The sequence below is a fragment of the Enterobacter cloacae complex sp. IR5403 genome, from assembly GCF_049238705.1.
In the GTDB taxonomy this organism is placed as follows: Bacteria; Pseudomonadota; Gammaproteobacteria; order Enterobacterales; family Enterobacteriaceae; genus Enterobacter; species Enterobacter hormaechei_C.
On record NZ_JBMKHP010000020.1, the window covers coordinates 33,712 to 54,485 of the forward strand.

The window sequence follows — 20,774 nt, forward strand, 5'->3', positions numbered from 1 at the left end:
CGTGCTGGACACGCCAGCATCTCTTTCTTTGGGTACATCAGTCCGTGATAAGAGGTGCATCATAAATGAACACCTCATGCTGCGCAATTTTTATACAACGCTCAGGACTGATTAAATTTGAACAACGGTAACAGGTAGCGTTGCGCCTCCTGGGTGATAATGTCGAAATAGTCTGGCTCCAGCGTTCGCCATAAACGTTGATACCAGACATCGTCACCTTCGCCACGTACCATCATGTTCCCTTCGTAGGCCTGCAAAAACTTGCTGCGCGCTTTCTGGAGCGAAGCCTCATCCGTTAACATGGCATCATTCTGCGCGTCGTAACAGGCTTTTATCCATGCTCCCCCACTTTCAGGCAGCAAAAGCAGAGGTTTGTTCATGCCCTGACGGTAACCTTCAATATAAAGCGACAGATACGTCAACGCCTGCTCAGGCTCCATCGGCGGGAAGCGCCATTCGCCGTCCTTACGGACAAACAACCGGCTTTCACCTTCGTGACCACTCGCACTGTAGACAAGATGTTCGAGCCAGAGTTGCAGGCCATGTGAAACGCTGAGCATGGATGGGCGCCAGCGCAGCAGCCCGTCAGACTGCACGTGCGTGAGCCAGCCGCTGAGGTGCATACCGTTACAATCGAGGTCGATTTCAATGCTGCTCGCCGGCTGCCGACACGCGATAACGCGGTCAGCAAGCGCTCGCATCTCCTCGCACTGGGCATCCCAGACGATTTCACCGAATGCACCATACGGAAGTAATCCCGACGCCCTGTAACGTCGGAACAGTTTACTGGCGTCTTCTTCGTCAACCAGCGCATTCAGAAGCTGGGAATTAAGCTTAAAACGCTCCAGCCCATCAAGAATAAACGGTTCCGCATCGGGGATTTCGCTCTCTTCAGAGCGGAAATTCACCTGCAAGCGTTGCTGGAAAAACGCCCGAACCGGGTGCGCCCAAAAGCGCTGTAGCTGCTCAAACGTGAGGGTGTCTATGGCGAGCGGTTCGAGCGCCTGAATAAAATCGGTTTGCGGTGTCCCCTCGTTCTTCGCGGCGGGAAGCCACTCGCGGGCATAGCTTTGCAGTTCATCAGGAACGTAGTTGACAGGATCAAACGGCATACGGCTATGGTGACAGGTGATATGCGCTTTCACCCGACGTTCGCTTTCGTCGCAGTTGCAGGCTTCATCGCCCGGCAGATAGTGGCTCTGTCCAATATAGTCCACCAGCTCCTGCACCAGCACAGACGGGAAACGCTCGCTGTTATCCTGAATTGAACGTCCGATGTAGCTGATATACAGCCTGCTTTGCGCAGACATCAGCGCCTCAAGGAAGAGATAACGGTCATCATCGCGGCGGCTGCGGTCGCCCCGCTTCGGTTGTGCGCTCATGAGATCAAAGCCCAGAGGCGGCAGCGCACGCGGATAAATACCGTCGTTCATGCCAAGCAGACAGACCACTTTGAACGGGATTGAACGCATTGGCATCAGGGTACAAATATTCACCGGCCCCGCAAGGAAGCGCTGGCTGATGCGTTCCTGATCGAGACGTTGCGTCAGCTCATCACGCAGAAGCGAAAGGGGAACCGCTTCGTGATAGTGCGAATTAACCCCCTCATCAACGATGGCCTGCCACTGCTTCTCGATAAGCGCCATGGCGGCTTCAGTTTCGCTGTCCGGCAGGAAGAAATCATTCAGCATTTCGCGGCAAACTGGTAGCCACTCTTCGAGCGGGCGGGGCTGCATCAACGCACGGCGCCAGCGGTTGAGCTGCATAAGCAGCGAGGCTAAGTGACCAACCAGTTCCGCGATCAACCCACTGGATTCATCGTACGGCAGCACGTCATTCCATTCGCCGTGGATGCTCTCCATCGCATACCCCAGCAGCATGCGCGTCAGGCCAAACTGCCAGGTATGCTGGCCGGTCGCAGGGAGTTCGAACTCCTGGACGTTATCATCGTCGATACCCCAGCGGACACCGGATTCGTTGACCCACTGGCGCAGATAGCGCAACCCCTCTTCGTTAATGTTGAAACGTGCGGCCAGAACTGGCACATCCAGCAGTGCCAGCACATCCTCAGAGATAAACCGGCTATCAGGCAGCGAAAGCAGGCTGATAAAGGCCTGTAGCGCCGGGTGTGACTGACGAGCGCGACGGTCAGAGATGGCGTAGGGCAGATAGCGGTCGCCCGTTGCGCTGCCAAATACCGCCTGAATAAACGGGCTGTAGCTGTCGATATCCGCCACCATCACCACGATATCGCGCGGCGTCAGGGTTGGATCGTCCTGTAACATGGCCAGCAGGCGGTCATGAAGAATTTCAACTTCACGCTGTGGGCTGTGGCAAACGTGGATCGCGATACTGCGATCGTCAGGATCCAGTTTTCGCTTCTTATCGCTTCGCGCAAACTCTTCGGCAGTGATCCCGGCAACGGCACGGTTTTCTAAATCCAGAATATCAAGCTGAATATTGTGCAGCAGGCTGTCCGGCGTAATATCCGCAAACGCATCCACATCCCCTTCTCCCGAGGAGGTGATATCAGAAAGCAGATAAATATAGTCGCGTCCGAGCTTGCCCCACGAGGCAAGCAGCGGGTTCGGCAGGTTTTGAATCCCCTCTTCATCAAAAAGCTGCGCTGCATTTTCACTGTCTTTAAACAGCGGCACGGCGCGTTCCTCAAAGAGGCGTTTTCTCTGACGGGTGACCAGCCGTGAAAGCCAGCGCGGATCCTGAATATCCCCCCAATAGTGCCGACACGGGTTGGTAAAAAGGATATGGATATCAGTGTGCTTACCGAGCGCTTTTAGTGCGTTCAGGTAGACAGGCGGCAGCGCGGAGATACCGCAAATGAACACGCGTGACGGCAAACGGGCTGGCCGTTCTGCACTGTTCTCGAGTATCGAGATAAAGCGATCGTACAAGTTAGCACGGTGCCACTTAGGCTGACCGAGTTTCCCGGTATGCTCGACCAGCGCTTTCCAGAGCGGTGCCTGCCAGATTTGCGCTTCCGGTAACCCATCGACTAATTCTCCCGCTTCCCAGCGAATCAGCCAGTCTGCACGGTAAACCAGATACTGGTCATAGAGGTCGGCAGTACGTGAGGCCAGCTGGAAAAGTTTACGCTTATCGGTGTCGTCATTCAGGTAGTGCCGCAGCATGGCAAACTCATCATGCGCCAGCATGTCCGGCAGCAGCGTCATCAGTTTCCAGGCCATGCTTTGTTTGTTGAAGGCGCTCTGCTCAGGGATATCCGGCAGGACGCGAACAAACATCTCCCAGATAAAGCTCGCGGGCAGCGGAAAATCGATGTTCGCCGCAATGCCAAATTTCTGCGAAAGGGACATTTGCAGCCACTGCGCCATACCGGTGCTCTGCACCAGCACCATTTCTGGCTCAAACGGATCGTCAAGACGCTGTTGCTCAACGATATACTCCATCAGTGCTTCCAGCACATCCAGACGATTTGAGTGGTAAACCCTTAGCATAAACGCTCCCGACTAGCGGCTAACCGGGCAGTGCAGACGCGTCAACGCGCCCTGCCGCCCCATAGGAGAAATTAGTGTGACCGTGATGCTGACACATCCGGACTGTGTTGTCTGCCCCCGACTGACCTGCCAGCCCGGCGGGAGCGTTAATGTTGAGATCTGCGACTGATTCCACGCATGATGCCATAGCTGACGATACTGGCTAAGCGCCGCATACCGGGCTGCCAGCGCGCGATGATAGCCGGATAACGCCGTCACAACCACAACCAGCAACATCATTGCCAGCAAAACCTCAACCATGCTAAATCCTTTTTGTCTGCTCAGGGTAACTGACATAGCGTACTTTCCTTAAGGGGGCAGAAATCACTCCAGCCGTGGGCGGAAAAGCGTATCTGCCCTTCCGCGATGTCCCCGCCTTGCCATAGCAACAGATCGTCATTTCCGGCAATAAGCAACACACGCGCCCCAAACAGCCTTACACAGACCCGCAAACGTTGTGTCTGTTTGCACTGAACCTCTGGCTGTAAAGCCCATTCCTGAACGCGCCCCCACTCCAGTGCAGATTGCACGACAGCCTGCTGGCGAACAGACAAACTCTCGCCACTCACCAGCGTGCTAAAGGTTTGCAGCTGCTGATTTAATCCGGTGAGGATCAGCGTGCCGAGCACCAGCAATAGCAAGACCAGCGCCAGCGATGACATGCCCCGCTGACGATTCACAGATTAAACCCTGTTACGGTGTGGCGAGCCGAAAAGGGTGCGGTCAGTTCACCTTTGCGGCGGGCACGCAGCTCGATACTGATGACCGGCGTAAAGCCAGGTCGATCGGTTTTAGTGACCATAAATTGCTCTATCAGGACCCGATCCGGGTCGGTGAGCTTATCCCAGCCCTTACCGTCACAGGATGTGGCGCCCCGCAGCGTTTCAAGCGATCCGGACTCAAGCCGGAATCCCGTACTGTCATTTTCTGACGCGGAGCTATCCCACTGGCCGTTGCTGTTTGCATCCCATTGCACAATCGCACATCGTCCTTGCCTGCCGATGATCATCCCCTGCCCCTGGCAATGCCCGGCACAGTATCCTGCCCTCTGAAACTGTTTACCGATCGCGAACAGTCGTTGCCAGACCTCATCCTCCAGTTCCTGCTGCCCGGATTGCAGTAAAACACCCCGCTGTAGCCCCGGTAAAAAACGTGACGTGCTGAGTAACAGAATGCTGCTTATCGTCATTGCAATCAGCACTTCCAGCAGGGAGAACCCTCTTCGATTTACTGGCATGCACCTTCTCCTGCGGCATTACACAGCCTGATACGTCCGCCATTTGAGACAATAACCCACCACGCACCGGCGCGGCTCTGCACGCGGATATGTCCGGCCCACGCGGTATCCCTTAAACCGTAAAATCCCAGCGCAGGCGTTATGTCGCTTATCGTGACCCCGGGCCATATCGGCTTCATCACGAACGGTCCGCCGCTGTCACAACCGGTCACCGCTGAACTGGCCAGACACTCCTTTTCACCGTCGTTATGCAGCGCGATCCTGTGCTCGCTGTTGTGACGGTTGGCGTCATTGCGCAAAAACACCAGGTAATCCCGCACCTGGCAGGCGGTTTGCCAAAGCCGCTGCCGCTGCTGCCAGCTGTCCCAGCCATAGAGCCCTGTGGCGCTGAGGATCACTGTCAGCGAAACGGCGATAAGGGTTTCGATAAGCGTAAAGCCTTGTTCATTTTTCATGGCGGGAGTGTGGCGGAATTGCAGAAACGGTGCGAGCGTCAAACCAGAACTTTACGAGCCGCTTTCCGGAGATTTTTACCCGTTGCAACGAGTTGCATCGTCTCTGGAAACAGGCTCGAAAAACAAAACGGACGTGAAAAAAAACCGGCGCTAAAGAGCACCGGTTGTGTCAGGATTTGCCGTATCAGATGGCGACAGGAGCTTTAATGCCGGGATGCGGGTCGTAACCCTCAATCTCGAAATCATCAAAACGGTAATCGAAGATCGATTCCGGTTTACGTTTGATCACCAGCTTCGGCAATGCACGCGGTTCGCGGGTCAGCTGGAGATGCGTCTGTTCCATATGATTGCTGTAGAGGTGGGTATCACCGCCCGTCCAGACAAAATCGCCCACTTCAAGATCGCACTGCTGCGCCATCATGTGCACCAACAGCGCGTAGCTGGCGATGTTAAACGGCAGGCCGAGGAACACGTCGCAGGAGCGTTGATAGAGCTGGCAGGAGAGCTTGCCGTCCGCCACGTAGAACTGGAAAAACGCGTGGCAAGGCGCCAGCGCCATTTTATCCAGTTCACCCACGTTCCAGGCAGAAACAATGATACGGCGCGAGTCCGGATCATTTTTCAGCTGGTTCATGACGGTCGTGATCTGGTCAATATGGCGGCCGTCCGGGGTAGGCCAAGCACGCCATTGCTTGCCGTAGACCGGCCCCAGGTCGCCGTTCTCATCTGCCCACTCGTCCCAGATGGAGACATTGTTTTCATGCAGATAAGCAACATTGGTATCGCCTTGCAGGAACCAGAGCAGTTCATGAATGATCGAGCGCAGATGGCAGCGCTTCGTTGTCACCAGAGGAAAGCCTTCTTGCAGATTGAAGCGCATCTGGTGGCCAAAAATGGAGAGCGTACCGGTGCCGGTGCGGTCGTTTTTCGGCGTGCCCTCGTCGAGCACTTTTTTCATCAATTCAAGATACTGTTTCATGATTCCTCAGGAAAGTTGTTGCTGTGGACGACGACGATACGCCCAAATCATCATAATGGCACCCGCGACAATCATCGGGATGGAGAGGATCTGCCCCATGCTGATGTACTGTACCCATTCACCGGTAAACTGCGCATCCGGCTGGCGGAAGAACTCGACGATGATACGAAACGCGCCGTAGCCAATCAGGAACAGACCAGAGACAGCCCCCATTGGACGCGGTTTGCGGATATACAGATTCAGGATGATAAACAGCACCATGCCTTCCAGCGCCAGCTCATAGAGCTGTGACATATGGCGCGGCAGAACGCCGTAGGTATCGAAAATGGACTGCCACTCAGGATGCGAAGGCAGCAGCGCGATATCTTCCGCGCGGGAGCCCGGAAACAGCATGGTAAACGGCACGCTCGGATCGACACGCCCCCACAGCTCACCGTTGATGAAATTGCCCAGACGCCCTGCGCCCAGCCCAAACGGGATTAACGGCGCAATAAAATCAGCCACCTGGAAGAAGTTGCGTTTAGTGCGTCTGGCGAAGATCACCATGACCAGGATCACACCAATCAGCCCGCCGTGGAAGGACATCCCGCCGTCCCAGACGCGGAACAGATAGAGCGGGTCGTTCAGGAATACGGGGAAATTATAGAACAGGACATAACCGATGCGACCGCCCAGGAACACGCCGAGGAAACCGGCATAAAGCAGGTTTTCCACTTCGTTCTTCGTCCAGCCGCTGCCTGGACGACTGGCGCGACGGCCAGCAAGCCACATGGCAAAGACGAAGCCCACCAGGTACATCAGACCGTACCAGTGCAGCGCTACAGGTCCTATTGAGAAAATAACCGGATCGAATTCCGGAAAATGCAGATAACCACTGTTCATCTGTCACCACAAGATGTTGTTATTCCGCTGAAAGTGGACAGCGGGTGAATTGCATTCCCGCCGTTGGCAGGTGCTCCAAAGTTGCGAATCATAGCATAAGGCAGGCGCGGAGGATGCGCCTGAGATGTAAAAGATGTGTATAGGGTTTCATGCGCGCTGTTCCCCCCTCACCCCATTCCTCTCCCTCAAGGGAGAGGGGGTCGTCCGAGCCGTCATTATTTTGTGGGGATCAGCGGCCGCCGCGGATCAAACCGCCCATGCCGCGTCGCTCCATAAACGCAGCCACCTGATGGCGCACTTCGGCTGCCAGCTGTGCTTCCAGGCTACGCGCGGCCAGTTCGCGCGCCTCATCTTGTTCGATGTGACGTAACAGGTATTTCACACGCGCAACGGAACGTCCGTTCATTGACAGGTGACGGAAACCGAGACCAATCAGGATCGCCACGCACATTGGATCGCCGGCCATTTCACCGCACAGGCGGAGGTCGATATTATGCTGCTCGGCTTCGCGGGCGATCATCGCCAGGGCACGAAGCATCGCCGGATGCAGGCTGTCGTAGATGCTGGCAACGCGCGTGTTGTTGCGATCGACCGCCAGAATGTATTGCGTTAAGTCGTTGGTGCCAACAGAGATAAAATCAACCCGGGTCGCCAGCTGCGGCAACATAAAGACCATCGAAGGCACTTCAAGCATCACGCCGATACGGGGTTTAGGGATCGCATAGCCGATCATCTCTTCTACTTCGCGCCCTGCACGTTCTATCAACCGCCGCGCTTCGTCGATCTCGTCAATACTGGTGACCATCGGCAGCAAAATGCTGAGATTCCCCGTGGCCGCGTTGGCACGCAGCATGGCACGAACCTGGATAAGGAAGATTTCCGGCTGATCGAGGGTTATGCGGATCCCACGCCAGCCGAGGCAGGGATTCTCTTCGCTAATGGGCATATAGGGCAGTTGCTTATCCGCGCCGACGTCCAGGGTGCGTAACGTGACGGGTTTGTCGTTAAACATCTGCAACATGCCCTGATACTGCGCCACCTGCTCCTCTTCTGACGGGAAGCCGCTTTGCAGCATAAACGGTATTTCGGTGCGGTAGAGGCCGATGCCATCGATGCGGCTGCCGAGCTTCTCTTCATGCTCGGGGCTTAAGCCAGCATTGAGCATCACCTTCACCCGCTCACCGCTCTTGAGCTGCGCGGGCAGGTTGACGTCATCTTCCGCCAGCTTGCTTAATTCATTCTCTTCGCTGATAAGACGCTGGTACTCCTGAAGGAGCACCGGTTCAGGATCCACCAGCAACTCACCGCGATATCCGTCCACCACCAGCGTACGGCGATGCAGTACGGAGGGCTGAATATCCGCCCCCATAACGGTAGGAATACCGAGCGCGCGCACCATAATGGCGGCATGGGAGTTAGCTGCGCCATCGCGCACCACCACGCCCGCCAGCCTGTCCTGCGGTAATTCCGCCAGCGTCGTCGCCGAGAGTTCATCGGCCACCAGCACAAACCGGTTCGGCCAGGCATTCGCCCCCTGAATAGTATCATCAAGGTGGAACAGCAGACGTTGCCCAAGCGCACGTAAATCGCCGGCGCGCTCTTTCAGATAACCGTCAGTCAGCACCGCAAACTGCTCGGCAAATTTTTCAATGACCTTTTTAACCGCCCACTCTGCCACCGAACCTTTATCGACCTCGGCAAATAACTCACGACGCAAACGCGCATCGGAAAGCAGGTGTGAGTAGAGGTCGAAAATGGCCGCCGTCTCTTTTTGCGCGCCAGCGGCAAAGCGTTTGCTGTAGCGACGAAACTCATTCGCCGCCTCTTCCAGCGCAGCGGTAAGCCGTTCGCGCTCAAGCGCTTCATCCAGCGTCGAGGCTTCGTAGACCTGCTCCATCAGCGGGAGCGTGGCATCCATCCAGCCTTCGGCAATCGCGACGCCCGGCGAGGCCGGAAGCGCGCGGATGCGGGTATGACGATACTGCCCAAAAAGGGCTGCCAGCTGAGACTGAGAGAGGATCGCAGCCATTTGCGTTGCCAGCGTGACGAGGAAGGACTCCTCGCTTTCGTCGTACTGACGCAACTCGCGCTGCTGGACAACAAGCACGCCAAGCAGTTGACGACGCTGAATAATCGGCACGCCAAGGAAAGCGCGGAACCGCTCCTCTTTGACGGAAGGGATATATTTGAAGCTGGGGTGTTTTTGCGCATCGGCAAGGTTGATTGGCTCCGCCAGTCGCCCGACCAGGCCAACAATACCTTCATCAAACGCGAGCGTGACGGTGCGTCCCCGTGGTTTTTTTAAACCGCGGGTTGCCATCAGGTAGTAGCAACGTCGGTCATGGTCGGCCAGGTAGACCGAACAGACCTCGGTTTCCATCGCAAGACAGATGTCCGTCACCAGAATATTCAGCGCCTCGTTGAGGCGAGGCGCACTGGCAACCTTTTCAACTATTTCTCGCAAGCGGGTGAGCATGATTTGCGTAGCTTAACCTCTTTTACGTCGCCAGGCAGGTGCGCTCTGTGGCTTCGGAGGCGTCTCCTGAAGCTGCATCACGACACTTGCGAACTCTTTCATCACCCTACGATATACATCGCGCTTAAATGACACGACCTGACGAACCGGATACCAGTAGCTTACCCAGCGCCAGCCATCAAACTCTGGCGTGCTGCTGGTTTGCATATTGATATCTGAATCGTTGCCCACCAACTGCAAAAGAAACCACTTCTGTTTCTGGCCGATACAAACCGGCTTTGTGTCCCAACGCACCAAACGTTTCGGTAACTTGTAACGCAACCAGTTGCGGGTCGAAGCCAGGATGCGAACATCTTTTCGGCTTAAACCAACCTCTTCAAACAGCTCCCGGTACATCGCTTGTTCTGGGGACTCTCCAGGATTGATCCCGCCTTGCGGGAACTGCCAGGAGTGCTGACCATATCGCCGGGCCCACATCACCTGGCCCTGACGATTACAAATTACTATTCCTACGTTTGGGCGGTAGCCATCGTCATCAATCACCGGACTACCCCAAACTAAATCTGATATATGAATGATTGTTTCACACTACAGGGAGGCGGTAAACCACTCTCTTACAGGCCTGCAACCTAATAACATTTGAATAACTCACAATTTAGTGAGGAGTTATAAACAGATGGGGGCGACAGAGACCATTTTTATTCACCTTTTCTGTGGATATAGTTGTGAAGAAGTACGGAATTACCGATGAACAACCTTGTAACACGACGAAACGACAATTTACCCTGCTTATAATTAATCATTTAAATTCAAAACATTATATTGGAATTAAGGGTGCCAGAGGCGATTAACGTGACGATCGTCACATCAAAGATCCTCCTGCTGATGAAAGATCGAACAGCGTCGGTTTTATCCACAGATTGTGCCAATAAGTTAGGCACAATTTGTGTGAAAATTCGATTTTCATCGCACGTCAAGGCTGTAAATTGAAACAGTAGTGGCAGTTATTCCCAGTTATCCCATTTTTCTGTGGATAACATGGTGTAAGATCCTGTTTATTGTCAGTGACCAGAATTGCACAACCTGTTTTTTAGCCGCCGCGCGACAGGTTGTAGTCTAAAAAAGATGAAATAAATCATACGCATGGGATATTCACTCAGAAAAAGGTAAACTCTGTCCACAAGGGATAAAATATCAGCTCATTTTTTAATCAAAAGGTTGTTAGCATGCATTCTCTCGCCCCACTGCTCTCCCCTCCCGTCAGTGAAGCCCAGTTGTTCCAGCAGGCGCAACGTCTGGCAGGCTATTCACTGGGCGAGCTGGCCGTGATGGCGGGGTTGACGATACCCAACGATCTAAAGCGTGATAAGGGCTGGATCGGCGTATTGCTGGAACGCTGGCTGGGCGCAAGCGCGGGCAGTAAACCCGAGCAAGATTTTGCGGCGCTGGGGGTGGAACTGAAGACGATCCCCATCGATAGCCAGGGGCGGCCGCTGGAAACCACCTTTGTCTGCGTTGCGCCGCTCACGGGTAACAGCGGAGTGACCTGGGAAACCAGCCACGTCAGGCATAAGCTGAAGCGGGTATTGTGGGTACCCGTTGAGGGCGACAGGCAGATCCCGCTGGCAGAGCGTCGCGTTGGCGCCCCGCTGCTCTGGAGCCCGAATGAAGAAGAAGAGAGACAGCTTTCCCAGGACTGGGAAGAGCTGATGGACATGATTGTGCTGGGACAGGTTGAGCGGATCACCGCCCGGCATGGCGAAGTGCTGCAACTTCGCCCTAAAGCCGCCAACAGCAAAGCGCTCACTGAAGCGGTAGGCGCACAGGGCGAACCGATCCTGACGCTGCCGCGCGGTTTCTATCTTAAAAAGAATTTCACCGGGGCGCTGCTGGCACGCCACTTCCTGTTGAAAACATAGTTTTTTACTAATTTTGCGCTCCGGCTAACATAATCTCCTCCTTTTTAAGATTTCCCCCCTTTCACCTGTCGTAATATCAGGTTATTACTACACTATGATTTGATACGAGCCAGGTGAGGATGAGAACGATGAAAAAATGGGCAGTAATTATCTCAGCAGTCGGTTTAGCGTTTGCGGTATCGGGTTGTAGCAGCGACTATGTCATGTCAACGAAAGATGGTCGTATGATCCTGACCGATGGCAAACCCGAAGTCGACGACGATACCGGTCTGGTGAGTTACCGCGATCGCGAAGGCAATCAAATGCAGATTAATCGCGACGAAGTCTCCCAGATCATCGAGCGTTAAACAGATAAAGGTCAGTAGCTTGCTGGCCTTTTTGATTTTTTCCTTCCCCTTTTGCCTTCCCTCTGCCATGTTTATATTCCTTTGTCGGGAGGTTCCTGACGCAGTCTGTATGTCAAAAAAAGGAAACCGGCTATGCATTATCACCGTATCCCCCACAGCGCTCTGGAGATCAGCCAACTGGGGTTGGGCACCATGACTTTTGGTGAACAAAACAGCGAAGCCGATGCCCATGCACAACTCGATTACGCCGTCAGCCAGGGCATTAACCTGATTGACGTGGCGGAGATGTACCCCGTTCCTCCCCGCCCGGAAACACAAGGTCTTACTGAAACTTATGTCGGCAACTGGCTGGCGAAACGCGGCAATCGCGAAAAGCTGGTCATCGCCTCTAAAGTCAGCGGCCCTTCCCGTAATAACGATGCCGGGATCCGCCCTAACCAGATCCTCGATCGCAAGAATATCCGTGCCGCGCTGGATGCCAGCCTCAAGCGCCTGCAAACCGACTATCTCGATCTTTATCAGGTGCACTGGCCGCAGCGTCCGACGAACTGCTTCGGTAAGCTTGGCTACACCTGGAACGAAAGTGCTCCGGCCGTTACCCTGCTGGAAACGCTGGAAGCGCTCACGGAGTGCCAGCGGGCGGGTAAGATCCGCTACATCGGCGTTTCCAACGAGACGGCGTTTGGCGTGATGCGCTATTTGCATCTGGCCGATAAACACGACCTGCCGCGCATCGTGACCATTCAGAACCCGTACAGCCTGCTGAACCGCAGTTATGAAGTGGGTCTGGCGGAGGTGACGCAGTACGAAGAGGTGGAGCTGCTCGCCTACTCCTGTCTGGGCTTCGGTACTCTGACGGGCAAATACCTGAACGGCGCGAAACCGGCTGGCGCGCGTAACACGCTTTTCAGCCGCTTCACCCGCTACAGCGGCGAGCAGACGCAAAAAGCCGTTGCGGCCTATGTGGATATCGCGAAACGTCACGGACTCGATCCGGCGCAGATGGCGCTGGCCTTCGTGCGTCGCCAGCCGTTTGTGGCGAGTACCCTGCTCGGCGCCACGACGATGGATCAGTTGAAAACCAATATTGAGAGTTTCCATCTGAACCTGAGTGAAGAGGTATTAGCGGAGATTGAAGCGGTGCATCAGGTATACACCTACCCGGCACCGTAATAAAAGCAAAACGGCAACGCACGTTGCCGTTTTTAGGGTTTTCACCCTCTCCCTGTGGGAGAGGGCCGGGGTGAGGGCATCAGGCCGCACAATTCAACGACGACGCTGCCAGACCCACAGCCCGGTAATCGCCAGCGCGAACAGCGCGCCGAATCCTACCCCGATTGCCACGACCGGCGCACCTGCTTTTACCGCCAGCGAGTAAATCCCCAGCATCAGTAACATCGCCATGTTTTCACCAAGGTTTTGCACCGCAATGGCGTTGCCCGCCCCAACGGTTTGCTTGCCGCGCTCCTGTAACAGCGCGTTTAGCGGCACCACAAAGAAACCGCCTAACATGCCGATCAGCAACAGCAGGGCATAGGCAGGCAATAGGGCATGTTGCAGGGAGAAGAACAGAACGCCGACGCCGATCAGGATCCCCGCAGGCATGCAGCGCGCGACGGTTTCCAGCGTCACCAGTTTTGCCGCAGCCCCGGCCCCGACAACAATCCCGACGGCGACCATGGCATTCAGGTAAGTCGGCGTGGCGTTGTCAGTAATGCCCAGCGCCACCGGCACCCACAGCACCAGCAGGAAACGCAGCGTAACGCCGGCCCCCCAGAACATGCTGGTGCCCATCAGCGAGAAGCGTGTTTCACCGTTACGCCACAGTACGCGGCAGGCGTTGAAGAAGCTGCCGGTCATGGGCCCGAAGCGCCAGGATTGCCCCGGACGCGCCACGTCCAGTTTGGGGATAAACAGGTTGGCGATCACCGCGCCACCGTACATCAGGGCGCAGATGCCAAGCGCGGCGAGCACATGCCAGTCTGCCAGTACGCCTCCCGCCACCGAACCCAGCAGAATAGCCGCAATGGTGGAGGACTCCATCAGGCCGTTGGCCTTCACCAGCTTATCACCGGTGGTGAGCTCACCCAGAATACCGTACTTCGCCGGGGAGTAGGCTGCCGCACCAATGCCCACCAGCGTGTAGCCGACAAACGGGTTGATACCAAAGCAGATACTTGCCGCGCCCAGAAGCTTAAGGCTGTTGGCAAACATCATGACACGACCTTTCGGGAAGCTGTCCGCCAACTGGCCGACAAACGGCGCAAATACGATGTAAGCACCCACAAACACCATCTGTAGGATCGGCTGGCTCCAGTCGGGATAAAACTCAGCTTTCAGCAATGCCAGCGTGGCAAACAGCAACGCGTTATCGCCGAACGCGGAAAGAAACTGGGCGGCGATAACCGCCATCATACCTTTCGACCAGATTGAAGTGTTAGTGTGCACTGACTCACGCATTTTGCTGTTCCGCCTCTTCAACCATGCCCTTCAGGGTCACGAAATCGGGTTTACCGCTGCCCAGCACCGGTAACTGTTTGAGGTAACGAATATCGCGGGGAACCGCCAGCTCGGGGATACCGTGTTCGCGTGCATACCTGAGCAGCGCGTCACGTTTCATTTCACCGTCTGTCGTGAAGAGCACCAGCGCCTCGCCTTTACTGGCATCACTTTTCACCACGGTCGCATGCATTTTCTCCGCCGAGACTGCGGTCGCCAGCGTCTCGACCATTTCAAGAGAGACCATTTCCCCGGCGATTTTGGCGAAGCGTTTTGCACGTCCCTGGATCTGCACGAAGCCCTGATCGTCGAAGCGCACGATATCGCCCGTGTCGTACCAGCCCGTTTCAACCTCGCCATTGACGTTCTCGGCCGTCGGCGCCTCAAGCACGCCCGGGTTTTCCACACGCAGATAGCCGTTCATGACGTTCGGCCCTTTCAGCTGAAGACGTCCGCCGTCTTCAATACCCGGCACCGCCAGCAGACGTGCGTCCAGCCCCGGCAGAATGCGGCCAACCGTTCCCGGTTTTGCCGCCATCGGAACGTTGATGGAGACCACCGGCGCGCACTCCGTCACGCCATAGCCTTCCAGAATGCGCAGGCCAAACTTGTCCTGCCAGATCTGGCGCGTGCTGTCCTGGAGTTTTTCCGCCCCCGCCACCACGTAGCGCACGCGGAAGAAATCATACGGGTTAGCGAAGCGCGCGTAGTTTCCGAGGAAGGTGGACGTCCCGAACAGCACCGTGCAGTTACGGTCATAGACCAGCTCCGGCACAATGCGGTAGTGCAGCGGGCTTGGGTAGAGGAACACCTCGGCACCGGTCAACAGCGGCGTAAAGAGCCCCACGGTCAGACCAAAGGAGTGGAACAACGGCAGCGCCGACATAAAGCGATCGTTGGCGGTAAAGTCAGCGATGGTTTTAATCTGTTCGACGTTCGCCAGAATGCTTTTGTGACTGTGAACCACACCTTTCGGGTTGCCTTCAGAGCCAGAGGTAAAGAGGATAATGGCATCATCCTCCGGCTGCTGCTTAACCTGCGCCAGACGCGGCATCAGCAGGAGCGCGAAAATCCACAGCTTGTCGGCGGTCGTGACGTCTGCTTTCAGATCTTCCAGGAACACCCAGCGCACCTGCGTCAGCTGTTCCGGCAGGTGCCACAGCTTGCCTTTATCCAGGAACTGGCGGGAGGTAAAGACGGTGTTGATTTGCGCCGCGGTAATCGCGCTGGAGAGCCCTTTCACGCCCGCCGTGTAGTTCATCATCGCCGGAATGCGGCCCCGGGAGACGGCACCAAAGATCACCGCCGCGCTGATACCCGCGTTTGGCAGCATCAGGCCGATCTTTTCGCCCCGTTTGCTGTACTTTTCCAGAATACGCCCGACAAACAGCGTTTTGGTCAACAGCTTACGGTAGGTATCTGGCGTAAAGTTGATGTCTTCGATGCAGTTTTTCTTCGCACCGTAGCGATACTGGGCCGACAGCAACGATTCATACAGCGTTTCGCGCGGGCGAACGGCCATGCGCGCTTCCATCATAATCTGGTGCAGCATTTCCCCGGCGATTTTACGGCGGTCGCGCGCACGCGGCGCCTCGGGCATCGGCAGTGACGTCGGCGGTAATATATGCAGGGTAATTTTCGGGAACAGACGCTGCTTCACCAGCCCTTTCAGACGGCTGAAAAAGGTCAGCTCAGCCCCGTCGATGCGTAGCGGCACGACGGTGGCCTGAGACTTCGCCGCGACAAAACCGGCCCCGTCGTAAATTTTCATCAGGGAGCCCGTCACTGAAATCCGCCCTTCCGGGAAGATAACCACCGGGCGCCCCTGCCCAACCAGACGCACCAGATGTTTAATCATCATCGGTTTGGTTGGGTCGAGCGGGACAAAATCAATCAGCGGCTTGAGCCAGCGCATGTACCATTTTTCACTGATGGAGCTGTACACCGCGAAAACGGGCCGCACGGGCAAAAACAACGCCAGCAATACGCCATCAAGAAAAGAGACGTGATTCGGTGTGATAAGAACACGCTCGCCATAGAGTGCCTGCGTATCGCCAGTCACGCGGATGCGAAACAGGACCCGGAACAGTGTGCGGAAGAACCCAAAAAGCATTTCAACTCCCTTTGCCAGCCAGTGTGAAAGGTATAAATGGTGGCAGATTACACGAGAAGTAGTGAGGGAGCGATAGCAAAAACAGAGGCGAAAAAAAACCTGCGCATCCGCGCAGGTTGGTGCAAGAGAAGAGTACGAAAACGTACCAGGAATACTCACCAATCAATACCTCTGGGATCTTGATTGTGACCTCCGGCGACAGGCTTCGCCAGCGGGAAAACGCAAGGGAATGAGCCGAAGTGCAACCAGGTGTGAATATTCTCTTTTGCTGTTACAGGTTGAACTTACAGGCAAAAAAAACCTGCGTAAAACGCAGGTTGGTGTAAATCGTGTTAATCAACCGAAGTTGATTCCACCTATCAATACCTCTGGGATCTCGACTCTAGCAATTCACAACGCATCGTTGCTAACGGACAATCGCAACAGCCTGAGGCAAAGTGTAACTAAAGGTTCAGATTGACATTATTCAGACATGACTGGCCGTGTAACGATTACACCGCGAGGGATGTTCTGCTTCACGTTTGCAGAGGACGCTTACCCGCTCCCCTTGAATGCGCGCCGCTTTTCCGCAACACTAGTTAGTGTGTAAACGCTTACCCCTATAAGAAGGTATCGAATGGCGACAATTAAGGATGTGGCTCGTCTGGCCGGTGTTTCCGTCGCGACCGTCTCCCGCGTGATCAACAACTCCCCTAAAGCGAGTGATGCATCGCGCCAGGCCGTGCAGGACGCCATGGAAAACCTGAATTATCACCCTAACGCCAACGCGCGCGCCCTTGCCCAGCAGTCGACAGAAACCATCGGGCTGGTGGTCGGGGATGTATCCGATCCGTTTTTCGGTGCGATGGTCAAAGCCGTAGAACAAGTCTCTTATCACACCGGTAATTTCCTGCTGATTGGTAATGGCTACCACAATGAACAGAAAGAGCGCCAGGCCATTGAGCAACTGATCCGTCATCGCTGTGCGGCGCTGGTGGTCCATGCCAAAATGATCCCCGACGCCGAGCTGATCCATCTGATGAAACAGATACCGGGGATGGTAATTATCAACCGTATTATTCCCGGTTTTGAAACCCGCTGCGTGGCGCTCGACGACCGTTACGGCGCATGGCTCGCAACCCGTCATCTGATCCAGCAGGGCCATACCCGAATTGGTTATCTGTGCTCCAACCACCCAATTTCCGATGCGGAAGATCGCCTTCAGGGCTATTACGACGCGCTGCGTGAAGCCGGTCTGCCGTGCAACGATCGTCTTGTGGCGTACGGAGAACCGGATGAGAGTGGCGGCGAGCAGGCGATGACGGAGCTGCTGGGCCGCGGGCGGAATTTCACCGCCGTGGCCAGCTATAACGACTCCATGGCCGCCGGCGCAATGGGCGTGCTGAATGATAACGGGATTGACGTCCCGGCAGAAATTTCGCTGATTGGCTTTGATGATGTGCTGGTATCGCGCTACGTGCGCCCTCGCCTGACCACCGTGCGCTACCCGATTGTGACCATGGCAACGCAGGCGGCAGAACTGGCGTTAGCGCTGGCCGAGCATCGCCCGCCACCGGAAATTACCCACCTGTTCAGCCCAACCTTAGTGCGCCGTCACTCGGTGGTATCGCCCGCGGAAGCCGTGAGCGAACAGCGATAGAGATGGACGATTTTATCCGGGTATTCCAGCGCATCGCCGATGTAGTGCCAGCCGTAACGTTCGTAGAAGTCGCGGCAGGCAGACCAGAGATGAAGCTCGTGATACCCGGCGCGTCGCGCGTAGCCGATAACATGCTGCTGAAGTTTTCCCGCCAGCCCGTTTCCCCGGGCGGCTTCATCGACATATAGCGCAGCCAGCCAGGGGTGGAGATCCTGCCGGGAAATTAAATCGCAACGCCATAACCCAACCGTGCCCAGCAGCTGGTCATCCTCAACGGCAATAAAGGTGAGCGGTAACTCGCCCGGCGTCAGGCTGTGCTCGACAATGCTCTGGAAAAAGGCACGCGGCATACCTTCACCAAACGCGTTCCAGATCCAGTCGATCACCTGCTGTGTAAACTGCGGCGCAGCGTGAAGCGGCAGTATATTCACACCAGCTTCCCCTGGAAAAGGGGGACCGATTCAAAGAGATAGCCGTCAAAATCGGGCGCGTCTTCGTCTGACAGCTCAAGCAGGCTCTTTTTGACGTTTTCAAGATGCTGGAACATCGCCTGCCATGCCCCCATCACGTCGCGGCGGCGGAGCGCAGCGAGAATGGTTTGCCTGTCGCCGAGCCATTTCAGCCGCCAGGCGCGACTGGCGATGTGGCCGTTGAACTGCTGCCACAGCGGGCTGCTGTCCATGTGATGCCAGACGCTTTCAACGGTCGCCAGCAGCATCTGGTTTTGTGTGGCCCCCGCCAGTACCAGGTGGAACATTTTGTTGTTGTCCTGGCTGCGATCGTCGGCGGCAATTGCCCGTTGCTCCTGCTCGATGATGCGGCGCAGGTTGTCGATATCCGCCCGCGTCGCCATTTTTGCGGCAAAGGCGGCAATGTTGCTTTCAAGCAGCTGACGCGCCTGGAGAATTTCAAACGGACCCACGTCACTGTTCAGAAAACGCTCTTCCTCGTTTTCATGCTCCTCCGGAATGCGCATCACGTACACGCCAGACCCCTGGCGAATATCCACCGTCCCCTGTAGCTCAAGCATCAGCAGCGCCTCGCGCACGATAGTGCGGCTCACGCCATACGTCTCGGCGATGTTGCGCTCCGGCGGCAGACGCGATCCCACGGGATAATGCCCCTGGATAATCTGCGCCCGTAAATCCTCGCCAATCTCCTGGTACTGTTTTTTTTCCGGCAGGATGACAGCCTTATCCACGTTTTCACCTGTGTTTTTCAGTTAATGCGCGGGCCGGACGTCCTCCCGGCCAGTTTTTGCGCTATTTTACCAGAAGGCTTACTTCCATTCATCGTCAACCCTGAGCGTCAGCACACGCTCATCGCGCAGCTGGCGGAACCAGGACGCTGATTTCTTTGCCCGCCGTGCGCGATGGTTTTCAAGGTCGATCTCAATAAGCCCGTAGCGGTTTTTAAACGCGTTCATCGGGGAGACGTTGTCGGTGAACGCCCACAGCATATAGCCGTGGCAGTTAGCCCCCGCCTCCCGCGCCAGCAGCGTGTAATAAAGATGTTCGCTGATAAACGCGATGCGGTACGCGTCATCGATAATCCCGTCGCGATTGCGAAACTGCGCTTCATTCTCCACGCCCATCCCGCTTTCCGCTACAAACCAGTCAATGTTGCGATAGTCGTTTTTAATCCGCATAGCCATGTCGTAAATAATGCGCGGGAAGATCTCCCAGCCGCGGGAGGTGTTCATCCTCCGCCCCGGCAGCTCGAACGGCTCGTAGTAGTACGCCGGATGGAACGGCGTCTCCGGGTGCCAGGCGCGGGATGGCGCTTTGACGCGATGCGGGTAATAGAGGTTAATGCCCAGCTCGTCGACGGTGTTGTCGGCAATCAGCGCCAGCTCGTCAGCCGTGTAATCCCACCGCACCTGATGCTGCGCCAGCAGGGTAAAAAGCGCCTGCGGATAGCGTCCGTGTACCAGCGGGTCGAGAAAGACGCGGTTATAGAACAGATCGTACATCTCTGCCGCCCGCACGTCGTGCGGCGCGCGCGAGCGCGGATAGGTCACTTCCGGGTTAAGAATACAGCCCACCGTGCCGTTATACCCTTTCTCACGAAACAGCTTCACCACTTTCGCCGTCGCCAGCACCTTATGGTGGTTCCACTGCATCCAGGTGCTGGTGTTCTGCTCATAGGGCCAGCGCAGCGCGTCGAGGTAGACGCGCGTCTGGACCACAATCGGCTCGTTGAAGGTAAACCAGCGGGTGACTTTGCCGTGAAAGCGCTCAAACACCTTTTCCGCATAGCGAACGAACAGCCCGACGACATGCTTCGACGCCCAGCCGCCGTAGGTCTCCAGCAGCACGCCCGGCAGCTCGTAGTGTTCCAGGCAAATCATTGGCTCAATGCCCTGACGGTGCATTTCATCGAACAGCGCGTCGTAGTACGCGGCGTACTCCTCGTCTACCGTCGCATTTTCATAGTCGGTTAAAAATCGTGACCAGTTGATGGAGGTACGATAGTGCGTCAGGCCCGCCTGCTTCATCAGCGCCACGTCTTCGCGAAAGCGATTGATAAAGTCGGTTGCCACCGCCGGGCCGTAGCCGTTGTGCCAGACGTGACGATCGTTCTTGTACCAGAGATCGATCCACGAATCCTGCCCCGGCTTTTTGCCGCTCCAGCCCTCGGTCTGCCAGGCCGATGCCGCCGCGCCCAGCATAAAATCTGGCGGTATGGTTATCTGTTTTATGCTCATCCTGTC

At 55.9% G+C, this 20,774-nt stretch carries 18 protein-coding genes; 4 read left to right on the forward strand and 14 right to left on the reverse strand.

Features of this window, described 5'->3' with window-relative positions; all coding sequences use genetic code 11:
- Window positions 1-101 precede the first annotated feature (101 nt).
- The 9 genes from recC to rppH all read right to left on the reverse strand — a co-directional run bounded on the left by recC (window position 102) and on the right by rppH (window position 10,087).
- On the reverse strand, window positions 102-3,476 hold the full coding sequence (gene recC, locus ACOTW6_RS20055) for an exodeoxyribonuclease V subunit gamma (RefSeq protein WP_213789019.1): 3,375 nt from the start codon (window positions 3,474-3,476) through the stop codon (window positions 102-104).
- A 12-nt stretch (window positions 3,477-3,488) separates the two neighbouring features.
- Window positions 3,489-3,812, reverse strand: coding sequence for a prepilin-type N-terminal cleavage/methylation domain-containing protein (locus ACOTW6_RS20060; RefSeq protein ID WP_003862776.1), 324 nt, complete (start codon window positions 3,810-3,812; stop codon window positions 3,489-3,491).
- Window positions 3,797-4,195 carry a DUF2509 family protein gene (locus ACOTW6_RS20065; protein ID WP_193135427.1) on the reverse strand — a complete coding sequence of 133 codons (399 nt, stop codon included), beginning with the start codon at window positions 4,193-4,195 and terminating at the stop codon, window positions 3,797-3,799. The genes ACOTW6_RS20060 and ACOTW6_RS20065 overlap by 16 nt, the downstream gene beginning before the upstream one ends.
- Window positions 4,192-4,752, reverse strand: a complete 561-nt coding sequence (locus tag ACOTW6_RS20070) for a prepilin peptidase-dependent protein (RefSeq protein ID WP_213789018.1) — start codon at window positions 4,750-4,752, stop codon at window positions 4,192-4,194. Before ACOTW6_RS20070 ends, ACOTW6_RS20065 begins: the two co-directional genes overlap by 4 nt.
- Entirely contained in the window at window positions 4,743-5,207 is a 465-nt protein-coding gene (locus tag ACOTW6_RS20075) for a prepilin peptidase-dependent protein (protein WP_213789017.1), read from the reverse strand. Before ACOTW6_RS20075 ends, ACOTW6_RS20070 begins: the two co-directional genes overlap by 10 nt.
- A 184-nt stretch (window positions 5,208-5,391) precedes the next feature.
- On the reverse strand, window positions 5,392-6,186 hold the full coding sequence (gene thyA, locus ACOTW6_RS20080; RefSeq protein ID WP_015571751.1) for a thymidylate synthase: 795 nt from the start codon (window positions 6,184-6,186) through the stop codon (window positions 5,392-5,394).
- Window positions 6,187-6,192: 6 nt separating this feature from the next.
- A complete protein-coding gene (gene lgt / locus ACOTW6_RS20085) occupies window positions 6,193-7,068 on the reverse strand; it encodes a prolipoprotein diacylglyceryl transferase (protein ID WP_213789016.1) in 876 nt (291 codons plus the stop codon).
- A 229-nt stretch (window positions 7,069-7,297) separates the two neighbouring features.
- Entirely contained in the window at window positions 7,298-9,544 is a 2,247-nt protein-coding gene (gene ptsP, locus ACOTW6_RS20090; RefSeq protein WP_003862789.1) for a phosphoenolpyruvate--protein phosphotransferase, read from the reverse strand.
- 12 nt (window positions 9,545-9,556) lie between these two features.
- Window positions 9,557-10,087, reverse strand: a complete 531-nt coding sequence (gene rppH, locus ACOTW6_RS20095) for an RNA pyrophosphohydrolase (protein ID WP_003862791.1) — start codon at window positions 10,085-10,087, stop codon at window positions 9,557-9,559.
- Window positions 10,088-10,770: 683 nt separating this feature from the next.
- On the opposite strand from rppH, the gene mutH reads away from it, so the two are divergent.
- The 3 genes from mutH (at window position 10,771) to ACOTW6_RS20110 (ending at window position 12,983) form a co-directional block, all read left to right on the forward strand.
- Entirely contained in the window at window positions 10,771-11,463 is a 693-nt protein-coding gene (mutH, locus tag ACOTW6_RS20100; protein WP_047051813.1) for a DNA mismatch repair endonuclease MutH, read from the forward strand.
- A gap of 128 nt (window positions 11,464-11,591) precedes the next feature.
- Entirely contained in the window at window positions 11,592-11,810 is a 219-nt protein-coding gene (locus ACOTW6_RS20105; RefSeq protein WP_003862794.1) for a YgdI/YgdR family lipoprotein, read from the forward strand.
- A gap of 132 nt (window positions 11,811-11,942) precedes the next feature.
- The gene (locus ACOTW6_RS20110) at window positions 11,943-12,983 is read left to right on the forward strand and encodes an NADP(H)-dependent aldo-keto reductase (protein WP_015571754.1); all 1,041 of its coding nucleotides are present in this window, start codon (window positions 11,943-11,945) and stop codon (window positions 12,981-12,983) included.
- 93 nt (window positions 12,984-13,076) lie between these two features.
- Here the strand turns inward: ACOTW6_RS20110 and lplT are convergent, their stop codons facing one another.
- Together lplT and aas are read right to left on the reverse strand one after the other, a co-directional pair.
- On the reverse strand, window positions 13,077-14,270 hold the full coding sequence (gene lplT / locus ACOTW6_RS20115) for a lysophospholipid transporter LplT (RefSeq protein ID WP_213789015.1): 1,194 nt from the start codon (window positions 14,268-14,270) through the stop codon (window positions 13,077-13,079).
- Complete coding sequence (gene aas, locus ACOTW6_RS20120) at window positions 14,263-16,422, reverse strand: bifunctional acyl-ACP--phospholipid O-acyltransferase/long-chain-fatty-acid--ACP ligase (protein ID WP_213789014.1); 2,160 nt, start codon at window positions 16,420-16,422, stop codon at window positions 14,263-14,265. Before aas ends, lplT begins: the two co-directional genes overlap by 8 nt.
- A gap of 616 nt (window positions 16,423-17,038) precedes the next feature.
- On the opposite strand from aas, the gene galR reads away from it, so the two are divergent.
- A complete protein-coding gene (gene galR / locus ACOTW6_RS20125; protein WP_032669291.1) occupies window positions 17,039-18,061 on the forward strand; it encodes an HTH-type transcriptional regulator GalR in 1,023 nt (340 codons plus the stop codon).
- Here galR and ACOTW6_RS20130 read toward each other — a convergent pair.
- From ACOTW6_RS20130 to ACOTW6_RS20140, 3 genes are all read right to left on the reverse strand, one after another.
- Entirely contained in the window at window positions 18,016-18,492 is a 477-nt protein-coding gene (locus ACOTW6_RS20130; protein ID WP_213789013.1) for a GNAT family N-acetyltransferase, read from the reverse strand. The two genes, galR and ACOTW6_RS20130, sit on opposite strands and share 46 nt — an antisense overlap.
- Window positions 18,489-19,262: a GntR family transcriptional regulator gene (locus ACOTW6_RS20135; RefSeq protein ID WP_003862809.1), complete on the reverse strand. Its 774-nt coding sequence runs from the start codon at window positions 19,260-19,262 to the stop codon at window positions 18,489-18,491. The genes ACOTW6_RS20130 and ACOTW6_RS20135 overlap by 4 nt, the downstream gene beginning before the upstream one ends.
- Window positions 19,263-19,340: 78 nt before the next feature.
- Window positions 19,341-20,768: a glycoside hydrolase family 1 protein gene (locus ACOTW6_RS20140; RefSeq protein ID WP_213789012.1), complete on the reverse strand. Its 1,428-nt coding sequence runs from the start codon at window positions 20,766-20,768 to the stop codon at window positions 19,341-19,343.
- Window positions 20,769-20,774: the final 6 nt, after the last annotated feature.

Bases quoted from the DNA above. Each gene is read 5' to 3' on its own strand.
- ACOTW6_RS20105 (WP_003862794.1), top strand. From the start codon at position 11,592: ATGAAAAAATGGGCAGTAATTATCTCAGCAGTCGGTTTAGCGTTTGCG.
- ACOTW6_RS20140 (WP_213789012.1), bottom strand. From the start codon at position 20,768: ATGAGCATAAAACAGATAACCATACCGCCAGATTTTATGCTGGGCGCG.
- recC (WP_213789019.1), bottom strand. From the start codon at position 3,476: ATGCTAAGGGTTTACCACTCAAATCGTCTGGATGTGCTGGAAGCACTG.
- lgt (WP_213789016.1), bottom strand. From the start codon at position 7,068: ATGAACAGTGGTTATCTGCATTTTCCGGAATTCGATCCGGTTATTTTC.
- ACOTW6_RS20110 (WP_015571754.1), top strand. From the start codon at position 11,943: ATGCATTATCACCGTATCCCCCACAGCGCTCTGGAGATCAGCCAACTG.
- ptsP (WP_003862789.1), bottom strand. From the start codon at position 9,544: ATGCTCACCCGCTTGCGAGAAATAGTTGAAAAGGTTGCCAGTGCGCCT.
- ACOTW6_RS20075 (WP_213789017.1), bottom strand. From the start codon at position 5,207: ATGAAAAATGAACAAGGCTTTACGCTTATCGAAACCCTTATCGCCGTT.
- aas (WP_213789014.1), bottom strand. From the start codon at position 16,422: ATGCTTTTTGGGTTCTTCCGCACACTGTTCCGGGTCCTGTTTCGCATC.
- galR (WP_032669291.1), top strand. From the start codon at position 17,039: ATGGCGACAATTAAGGATGTGGCTCGTCTGGCCGGTGTTTCCGTCGCG.
- ACOTW6_RS20070 (WP_213789018.1), bottom strand. From the start codon at position 4,752: ATGCCAGTAAATCGAAGAGGGTTCTCCCTGCTGGAAGTGCTGATTGCA.
- thyA (WP_015571751.1), bottom strand. From the start codon at position 6,186: ATGAAACAGTATCTTGAATTGATGAAAAAAGTGCTCGACGAGGGCACG.
- mutH (WP_047051813.1), top strand. From the start codon at position 10,771: ATGCATTCTCTCGCCCCACTGCTCTCCCCTCCCGTCAGTGAAGCCCAG.
- ACOTW6_RS20060 (WP_003862776.1), bottom strand. From the start codon at position 3,812: ATGTCAGTTACCCTGAGCAGACAAAAAGGATTTAGCATGGTTGAGGTT.
- lplT (WP_213789015.1), bottom strand. From the start codon at position 14,270: ATGCGTGAGTCAGTGCACACTAACACTTCAATCTGGTCGAAAGGTATG.